Source organism: Streptomyces sp. SM10 (assembly GCF_002910915.1).
GTDB lineage: Bacteria > Actinomycetota > Actinomycetes > Streptomycetales > Streptomycetaceae > Streptomyces.
This window is the reverse complement of the sequence record NZ_NEUF01000131.1, coordinates 22,187-30,795: the sequence shown is the minus strand read 5'-3', so window position 1 is coordinate 30,795 and position 8,609 is coordinate 22,187. Positions and strand designations below refer to the sequence as shown.

9 protein-coding genes and 1 pseudogene are annotated in these 8,609 nt (G+C 72.8%); 5 read left to right on the top strand and 5 right to left on the bottom strand.

The window, feature by feature from the left end; all coding sequences use genetic code 11:
- The coding region (locus B9S57_RS20985) for a hypothetical protein (protein WP_103517108.1) at positions 1–1,413 on the top strand (1,413 nt) is incomplete at its 5' end.
- Between the two features lie 118 nt (positions 1,414–1,531).
- Entirely contained in the window at positions 1,532–1,969 is a 438-nt protein-coding gene (locus B9S57_RS20980) for a VOC family protein (protein ID WP_103517103.1), read from the top strand.
- Positions 1,970–2,015: 46 nt separating this feature from the next.
- Here B9S57_RS20980 and B9S57_RS35630 read toward each other — a convergent pair.
- The 3 genes and pseudogenes from B9S57_RS35630 to B9S57_RS20965 all read right to left on the bottom strand — a co-directional run.
- Positions 2,016–2,231 (bottom strand): annotated as a pseudogene (locus B9S57_RS35630) (coagulation factor 5/8 type domain-containing protein); the annotation flags it as partial.
- A 22-nt stretch (positions 2,232–2,253) separates the two neighbouring features.
- Positions 2,254–3,105: a transglutaminase-like domain-containing protein gene (locus tag B9S57_RS20970; protein WP_103517102.1), complete on the bottom strand. Its 852-nt coding sequence runs from the start codon at positions 3,103–3,105 to the stop codon at positions 2,254–2,256.
- A gap of 30 nt (positions 3,106–3,135) precedes the next feature.
- Positions 3,136–4,137, bottom strand: a complete 1,002-nt coding sequence (locus B9S57_RS20965; protein ID WP_103517101.1) for a GNAT family N-acetyltransferase — start codon at positions 4,135–4,137, stop codon at positions 3,136–3,138.
- A gap of 117 nt (positions 4,138–4,254) precedes the next feature.
- Here B9S57_RS20965 and fdxA point away from each other — a divergent pair, with 117 nt between their 5' ends.
- Together fdxA and dapC are read left to right on the top strand one after the other, a co-directional pair.
- Positions 4,255–4,575 (top strand): ferredoxin, encoded by a 321-nt coding sequence (gene fdxA / locus B9S57_RS20960; RefSeq protein ID WP_014154250.1) that lies wholly within the window; start codon positions 4,255–4,257, stop codon positions 4,573–4,575.
- Between the two features lie 99 nt (positions 4,576–4,674).
- Positions 4,675–5,778 (top strand): succinyldiaminopimelate transaminase, encoded by a 1,104-nt coding sequence (gene dapC, locus B9S57_RS20955; protein ID WP_103517100.1) that lies wholly within the window; start codon positions 4,675–4,677, stop codon positions 5,776–5,778.
- Positions 5,779–5,877: 99 nt separating this feature from the next.
- Here dapC and B9S57_RS20950 read toward each other — a convergent pair whose 3' ends face one another.
- Complete coding sequence (locus B9S57_RS20950) at positions 5,878–6,225, bottom strand: ATP-binding protein (RefSeq protein WP_103517099.1); 348 nt, start codon at positions 6,223–6,225, stop codon at positions 5,878–5,880.
- Positions 6,226–6,533: 308 nt separating this feature from the next.
- Positions 6,534–7,439: a hypothetical protein gene (locus B9S57_RS20945; protein ID WP_181011425.1), complete on the bottom strand. Its 906-nt coding sequence runs from the start codon at positions 7,437–7,439 to the stop codon at positions 6,534–6,536.
- A gap of 62 nt (positions 7,440–7,501) precedes the next feature.
- On the opposite strand from B9S57_RS20945, the gene dapE reads away from it, so the two are divergent.
- Complete coding sequence (gene dapE / locus B9S57_RS20940) at positions 7,502–8,581, top strand: succinyl-diaminopimelate desuccinylase (protein ID WP_103517097.1); 1,080 nt, start codon at positions 7,502–7,504, stop codon at positions 8,579–8,581.
- The last annotated feature ends 28 nt before the right edge of the window (positions 8,582–8,609 follow it).

The window sequence follows — 8,609 nt, the reverse complement described above, 5'->3', positions numbered from 1 at the left end:
GGCGGCCCCACGGGTCCGCGGCCCGCGCCGAACGCCGGCATGCGGCCGCCGGGCATGCCGGGTCCCTCCGGGCCCACCACCGGCCCGGTCACCGGGAGTTCGTCGCTGACGCCGGACCTCGACCGTCTGCCCGGAGCGGGCGGCCCGGCAGGTCCCGGTGGCCCGTCCGGTCCCCGGCCTGGCGGCCCCGGCGGCGTACCGCCCCGGATGTCGGACGACACCGCGATCCTGACGCCGCAGGCTCCCGCCCCCGCACCCGGGCAGGGCGCCGGCGGCAACGTCTCCGGAGACACGCTCACCAGCGGTATCCCCGTCATCCCCTCGGAGCCCCGCTCGGCGTTCCCGGGCGGACCCGGTGGGATCCGGCCGCCCGAGGGCCCCCTGGGCGGCGGATCGTCGGATCCGGGCGCCCCGGCTCCCGCGCCCGCCCCGCGGCCAGCTCCCAAGGCCGCGCCGCCCGCCAGGAAGGGCCGTTCCAAGCTGGTCCTCCTGGGTGTGGCCGTGTTCGTGCTGTTCGGCGTGGCCTACGGCGCCGGGCTGCTGATGAACCACTCCGAGGTCCCCAAGGGCACCACCGTGCTCGGGGTCGACATCGGCGGCGGCTCGAAGGAGGAGGCGGTCACCAAGCTCGAGGCCGCCCTCGGCAAGCGCGCCCAGGCACCTCTGAAGCTGTCCGTGGACGGCAAGGAGGAGGAGCTCGCCCCCGACAAGGCCGGTCTCACCCTGGACAGCCAGGAGACCGTCCGCGGAGCCGCGGGCAGCGACTACAACCCGGTCTCGGTGATCGGCTCCCTGTTCGGCGGGGCGCGCCCCGCCGACCCGGTGATCCCGGTCGACGAGGAGAAGCTCGGGGTCGCGCTGACCGACCTGGCCGGCGTCTCCGGCTCCGCCAACGACGCCACGATCGTCTTCGAGCCGAACAAGGCCGTGGCCGTCCCCGGCAAGCCGGGGACGTCGCTGGACGTCAACCGGTCGATGATCTCCGTGCGCGACGCCTACCGCGCGCAGGTCCAGACCGGCGAGGCAGCCGTCGTCGAACTGCCCGTGACCGCGCACGAACCCACCATCACCAAGGCCGAACTGGACCGGGCGATGAAGGAGTTCGCCGAGCCGGCGATGTCCGGGCTGGTGACCATCAAGGCCGGTCCCAAGCAGATCGACTTCGGGCCCGCCAGGTCCCTGCCGCAGATCCTGTCCATGAAGCCCGTCGACGGCAGGCTGGTCGAGGTCTACGACAAGAAGGCGATCGACACGCTCCTGGACGGTGTCTTCGACGGCATCATGATCACCAAGGGTGACGGGAAGAAGCACCAGGTCAGCGCCGACGACGTGGCCCAGGCCATGCAGGGCGCGCTGCTCGGCAGGACTCCCGCCGAGCGTACCGCCGCGATCGACCTGAACGGCGAGGGCTGACCACCTCCGCACCGTACGACTGCCCCCGTCCGATCTCCGGGCGGGGGCGGTGTCATCCGGTCCAGGCCGCGCCGACGGTGGGGCCGGGGAAGGCCGGCCTACGCAAGGAGGCGGATCCATGTCCACCAGGTGGAACCTGACGATCGACTGCGCGCACCCGAAGGCGCTGGCGGGCTTCTGGGCCCTCGCGCTGGGGTACGTGGAGAAGCCGCCGCCGGCCGGATTCGGCACCTGGGAGGAGTGGTTCGTCCACCACGACGTCCCGGAGGAGGAGTGGGGTGACGGTGCCTACCTGTCCGACCCGGACGGCAGGGGTCCGAGCCTGTCCTTCATGAAGGTCCCGGAGCCGAAGACGGCGAAGAACCGCCTGCACCTCGACGTGCAGGCGGGCGGTGGCCGTGAGACCCCGTGGGAGACCAGGTGGCCCCGGGTGTCCGCGGCGGTGGAGCGGCTGACGGCCGCCGGTGGCACGGTGGTCCGGGTGCACGAGTTCCAGGGGCGGCCCGACCATGTGGAGATGGCCGACCCGGAAGGCCATGAGTTCTGCGTGGTCTGAGCGGCTCCGCCGGGTTGCGGACACGGCAGGGGCCCGGCCGCAGGTGCCCGACCTGGACGAGGACCGAGGAGTTCTGCGTCCCCGCGTCGACGAGGAGTCCGGCGAGCTTGACGCCGTCGACGTCGCCGACCTTGATCGCGGTCACGCCGTTGTCCGGGATGATCGTGGCGAGTCCGAGGCCGAGGGCGACGGTGTTCGCACGGTCGATCTCGATGGGCCGGTCGACGTGGTGGACGCCCGGGGTGAAGAGCAGGTGCAGCCCGGCATGATCCAGACGGGCGGCCCTAGTTCAGCAGCGCTCTGGCGGCCTGGGCGCGGTGTCGGATGGCCTCGGCCGCCGTCGGCTCGATCCCGTCGACGATCTCCGCGTACTCGTCCATCTCCGCCGCCCCGCGCAGGAACTCTCCGCGCTGCACGAGGAGCTGGGCCCGCTCGTAGCGGAGCCTGGCGGGGTGGGAGGGCAGCAGCAGGGAGAGTTCCAGCGCCCACAGCGCCACATCCGTGCGCTCGGGGCGCGCCGCCGCCCAGGCCCGGATGTTGTTCAGGATCCGCAGGACCGTCTCCAGCGGCCTGGCCGGCACCAGCATCGAGTCCTTCAGCCGCTCTCCCGTCGTCCCGGTCACCATCAGCTCCGCGTCCTCGCCGCTCAGCGGGGCGCCGCCCGCGAAGGGATCGGCCAGCACCCGCTCGGCCGGGTCGCCGAAGCCGACCACGTAGTGGCCCGGGAGCGACACCCCGTAGACCGGGGCGCCCGCCCGCCGGGCGACCTCGATCCAGACCACGGACAACAGGATCGGGAGCCCTCTGCGGCGCCGGAGCACCTGCTGGAGCACCGAGGAGTCCAGCCGCTGGTAGTCCTGTGACGAGCCCGCGAAACCGCAGCGCTCGCCGAGCAGTTCGGCGAGCGCGGACGCCCACGTGCGGGGGGCGCGGGCGCCGTACGGGAGGAGACCGGCCAGCCGGTCCAGCTCGATCTGCGCGGCATCGACGCCGTACGGATCGGCGTCCCCGGCCGAGGGCGGGGACGCCTCACCGCCCAGCAGCAGGCAGAGGAGCGCGAGGTCCGGCCGTTCGGCGCGCGCCTCCTCGGCGAACCGCTGCCGCCGCTCGGCCCTGCCCGGATCCTCGGCACTCATGTGTGTCACGTGTCCCCGCTGCTGTCTCCGCTACGCGGACCGGAAGTGGTGGTAGCGGTGGTGGGTGGCGAAGCCCATGCCGTCGTACAGCGCACGGGCACCTCCATTGTCCGCCTCCACCTGGAGCCACGCGGCCGAGGCGCCCTCGTCCAGGGCCGTGCGGGCCAGTGCGGCCATGACGGCCGTCGCGAGACCGCGCCTGCGGTGCTCCGGGCCCACCTCGACGGCCATGAACCCGGTCCAGCGGCCGTCCACCACGCAGCGCCCGATCGCGGCGGGTACCCCCGCCGCATCGTCGCCCGGCACGGAGGCGAACCACACCGAGGGGCCCGATCCCAGCACCTTCAGCACCTCGGGTCCCGGGGTCTCGAAGCGCTGGTAGCGGGAGAGCCACGCCTCGTCCGGCCGCCGGGACAGCCGCACGGCGGAGACGTCCACGTCCAGGTCGCCGATCGGGGCCAGGGCCGCGACGCGCACCTCGGCCGTCACCTCGCGCCGCCATCCGAGTTCCTCCAGGTCCGCGCAGAGCCGCTCCTGCGTGCCCTCGGCGCCGGTGGCGGTCTGGATGTAGGCGGGCAGGCCCCGTTCGCCGTACCAGCGCCCGACCCGCCCCAGCGCCTCGCCGAGCGGCATCCCCGGATCGCCCAGCGGCAGCACGGAGTTGGCGCGACGGGTGAAACCGCCGGCCGCGCGCAGCCGCCATTCGCCCAGCGGCTCGCTCTCCACCGGCTGCCACGCGCGCGCGGTGGCCAGGGCGAGTTCGGCGAAGGACGCGGCGGGTCCCCTGCGGCGCGCCGGGGCCGGTGGAACCACTTTGCCCGCCACCAGCGCGGATTCCGCGATGCGGACGATCTCGCCGCTCCTCGTCGTGACCGACACCACTCCGTCGTCCCACGATGTGAGAACCCCGAGCGTGTCGGTGAACTTCGCGCCCTCGCCGACCGGGCCGACGGCGCGCCGCACGGATACGCGTTTGCCCACGTCAGCAGGTGTCATGCGAACCTCGAGCCGTCCGCCCATGGTGAATTCCACAGCTCTGTCCGCCCCTCCTGTTCGGATCGTGCCCCGGAACGGAGATACTAGGGGCGGGCATCGACGACGCCGCGCTCCCGCGCGAGAGCCAACGCCCTACCGAGGAGGAACGACAGCGTGACCTACGTCATCGCGCAGCCTTGTGTCGACGTGAAGGACAAGGCCTGCATCGAAGAGTGCCCCGTCGACTGTATCTACGAGGGCTCCAGGTCCTTGTACATCCATCCGGACGAGTGCGTCGACTGCGGCGCCTGTGAGCCGGTCTGCCCGGTCGAGGCCATCTTCTACGAGGACGACACCCCCGAGGAGTGGAAGGACTACTACAAGGCCAACGTCGAGTTCTTCGACGATCTCGGCTCCCCGGGTGGCGCCTCCAAGCTGGGTCTCATCGAGCGCGACCACGCGTTCATCGCCGCGCTGCCGCCGCAGAACCAGTAGACGGCCGCACCAGCGCCGCCCGGTCCCGCACGGCTCGTCACCGTGCGGGACCGAGGTGTTTCCGGGCTGCCACGCCCCCGTACGAGAAAGCAGAGTTCCGTGTCCGCAGCAGTTCCCGTCTCCTCCCGCCTCCCGGCCTTCCCCTGGGACAGGCTCGCGCCCTACAAGGCGACGGCCGGGGCCCATCCGGACGGCATCGTGGACCTGTCGGTCGGCACGCCGGTCGACCCGGTGCCCGAGCTGATCCAGCGGGCGCTGGTCGCCGCGGCGGACAGCCCCGGCTATCCGACGGTGTGGGGCACCGAGACGCTGCGTGACGCCCTGACCGGCTGGACGGAGCGCCGGCTCGGCGCGGTCGGGATGACGCACGAGAACGTGCTGCCCGTCGTCGGCTCCAAGGAGCTGGTGGCCTGGCTGCCGACCCAGCTCGGCCTCGGTGCCGGCGACAAGGTCGCCTACCCGCGCCTCGCCTACCCGACGTACGAGGTCGGCGCGCGGCTCTGCGGTGCCGAGCCCGTCGTCTACGACGACCCGACGGAGCTGGACCCGGAGGGCCTGAAGCTTCTCTGGCTCAACTCCCCGTCCAACCCGACGGGCCGCGTCCTGCCGAAGGACGAGCTGATCCGGATCGTGGCCTGGGCGCGCGAGCACGGGGTGCTGGTCTTCAGCGACGAGTGCTACCTGGAGCTCGGCTGGGAGGCCGAACCCGTCTCCGTGCTCGACGCGGACGTCTGCGGCGGTACGTACGAGGGCGTCGTCGCCGTCCACTCGCTCTCCAAGCGCTCCAACCTCGCCGGGTACCGCGCGGCCTTCGTCGCGGGCGACGCGGCCGTCCTCGGCGAACTGCTCCAGATCCGCAAGCACGGCGGGATGATGACCGCCGCGCCGGTCCAGGCGGCGACGGCCGTGGCGCTCGGCGACGACGCGCACGTGGCGGAGCAGCGGGCGCGCTACGCGCGGCGGCGCAGTGCGCTGCGGGCGGCACTGGAGGCCCACGGCTTCCGGATCGAGCACAGCGAGGCGAGCCTCTACCTCTGGGCCACGCGCGACGAGCCGTGCTGGGAGACCGTGGCGCATCTGGCGGAGATCGGCATCCTCGTGGCGCCCGGCGACTTCTACGGGAGTGCCGGTGACCGTTTCGTACGGGTGGCGCTCACCGCCTCGGACGAGCGCGTGGACGCGGCCGTCGAGCGGCTGTCCTGAGCCGGGGTCCGCGGAGCGGACCGTGAACGGCCGAGGGGCCTCGGGAGTGCGCACCCCCGAGGCCCCTTCGTGTGTCCGTGCGGTACGGATGCCGGTGGATCAGCCGATCGGCAGGCCCTTGGTGGGCAGGCTCTCGGTCGGCAGGGTGTCGGTCGACAGCTCGCCGCCCGCGGCGTCGCCGGCCTTCTCCAGGGTCTTGCCGGCGGCGGGCAGGGTCGTGCCGACCACCTTGCCGCCGGTCTCGTCGGCCACCGAGGAGCCCTGCTTGGCGGTGGAGTCCAGCGTGTTGCTGACGCCGGCGCCGTCGAGCGAGGTGAGGCCGCCGAGCGCGGGGGTCTGCGGAAGTCCCGCGGCACCCGCGGCACCGGCCGCGCCGACCACGGGGGCCGCACCTGCGGCGATCAGCAGCGCGGCACGGGCGATCCGACGGGTCAGGGGGAGGGACATGATGCTCCTTCGGCGGGACGTCAACGGGTTCGTGGCGGATGCGGAATCCGCCTGTCCGGTGATCGGACGCACTGAACAACCGGTCCGGGGGCGGGGAAGGGTGCGGGGCACCGAGGTAAAGAGTGGGTAATGCGTCAGATAATCCGCAACGGAGGAACCCGGGCGAACGGTGCATGCGACATGTGCCTGATGAACCGTCACTTCTGGTCTCCCGTAAGGGAATCACCCGATCCGGAGAGGGTGGGGGTGAAGCGGTGCGGGCGGCGGCCGGGCGGCGGCCGAACGGCCCGCACGGATGACGGGGCGTACTACTGAGCGAGCCGCATTCGGACGGTGCTCGCGGGTGACTTCTCGCCATCCGGGCGTTCCGTCCGCCATCCGGTGTCGGCGCTCCATACCTTGCCCGCGTACGAGACCTCGTCGATCCGCAGGGTCCCGGCACGCGCGACCGCCCAGTGGGCGAGCTCCCAGCCGCGCCGGTCCGCCGCGTCGCCGGCGTCCCGCACGGGCACCGACACCGTGCTCGCGGCGGACGCGCCCGCGGACCCGGCGGACGGCAGGACGTCCTTCCCGAAGGTGCGCGCCAGATCGGACCGCACCTCGGCAGCGTCCCCGGGGGCCGCGCCCGCGGCCGCGGGCGGCGAACAGGTCAGCGAGGCCGGGGCGCGCCCGGTCAGCGCGGCCGACAGCAGCTCCGCGTCCGGCTCGTGCTTGGCGTACGCCTGGGGGAAGCCGCTCTTCTGTACCCGCTGGGCCGCGACGGTGAGCGGCAGCCGCGAGTAGCCCGGGACCTCGGCGAGGTGCTCGTAGAACTTCCCGGACGAGTAGACCGGGTCCATGATCTGCTCCGGGGTCCCCCACCCCTGCGAGGGGCGCTGCTGGAAGAGTCCGAGCGAGTCCCGGTCGCCGTGGTCGATGTTGCGCAGCGCGGACTCCTGCAGTGCGGTCGCCAGCGCGATGGTCACCGCGCGCTCCGGAAGCCCGCGCGTGGTGCCCACGGCCGAGATCGTCGCCGCGTTGGCGGCCTGGTCCGGGCTCAGCTCGTACGTACGCCCCTCGCCCCCGGCGGAGGGGCCCACGGTGCAGCGGGGCGCCCCCTTGTGGCCGGAGAGGTACTGCACGGCCAGATAACCGGCCAGCGCCACGAGCACGGCGAAGGCGGCCGTCGTACGGAAGAGGCGGCTGCGGCGGGTGGTGGAGCTGGTCCGGGGCACGGGGCCCACCGTACTGGAGGGTACGACCGGGGCCGAGAGTGAAGTCCCTTAGGCTCGTGGCCATGGATGGACACACGCTCGACCTCGCCCTGGACGGCCCGGAGCTCACCGCCCGGCTGGTCGACTTCCCGTCGGTCAGCGGGCAGGAGAAGGACCTCGCCGACGCCGTCGAGGCGGCCCTGCGCCCGCTGCCGCATCTGACCGTCGAGCGCCACGGCAACAACATCGTGGCCAGGACGCAACTGGGGCGTGCCGAGCGCGTCGTCCTCGCGGGGCACATCGACACCGTCCCGATCGCGGACAACGTCCCCTCCCGGCTCGACGCGAACGGCGTGCTGTGGGGGTGCGGCACCTCCGACATGAAGTCGGGCGTCGCCGTCCAGCTGCGGATCGCGGCGACGGTCCCTGAGCCCAACCGCGACCTCACGTTCATCTTCTACGACAACGAAGAGGTCGCCGCCCACCTCAACGGCCTCGGACACGTGGCCGAGGCGCACCCCGAGTGGCTCGACGCGGACTTCGCCGTCCTGCTGGAGCCCTCCGACGCGCAGGTCGAGGGAGGCTGCCAGGGCACGATCCGGGTCCACCTGCGGCTGGCCGGGGAGCGGGCCCACTCCGCGCGCAGCTGGATGGGGTCCAACGCGATCCACGCCGCCGCGCCCGTCCTGGCCCGGCTCGCCGCCTACGAACCGCGCCGCCCGGTCATCGACGGCCTGGAGTACCGCGAGGGGCTCAACGCCGTGGGCATCGAGGGCGGTGTCGCCACCAACGTCATCCCGGACTCCTGCACCGTGGTGGTCAACTACCGGTACGCACCCGACCTCACCGCAGAGGAGGCCGAGGCACACGTCCGGGAGGTCTTCGCGGACTGCGGCGTCGCCGAATTCACCCTCGACGACCACTCCGGTGCCGCGATGCCCGGACTCTCGCATCCCGCGGCCAAGGCGTTCATGGAGGCGGTCGGTGGCACCGCCCAGCCCAAGTTCGGCTGGACGGACGTGTCCCGCTTCGGTGCCCTCGGCGTCCCCGCGGTGAACTACGGTCCCGGGGACGCGCTGTTCGCGCACAAGCGCGACGAGCACGTCTCGGTCGACCGGATCACCCACTGCGAGGAGCGCCTGCGCTCCTGGCTCACCAGCTGACTCACGGCATTCCCCTGCGCGTAACCTC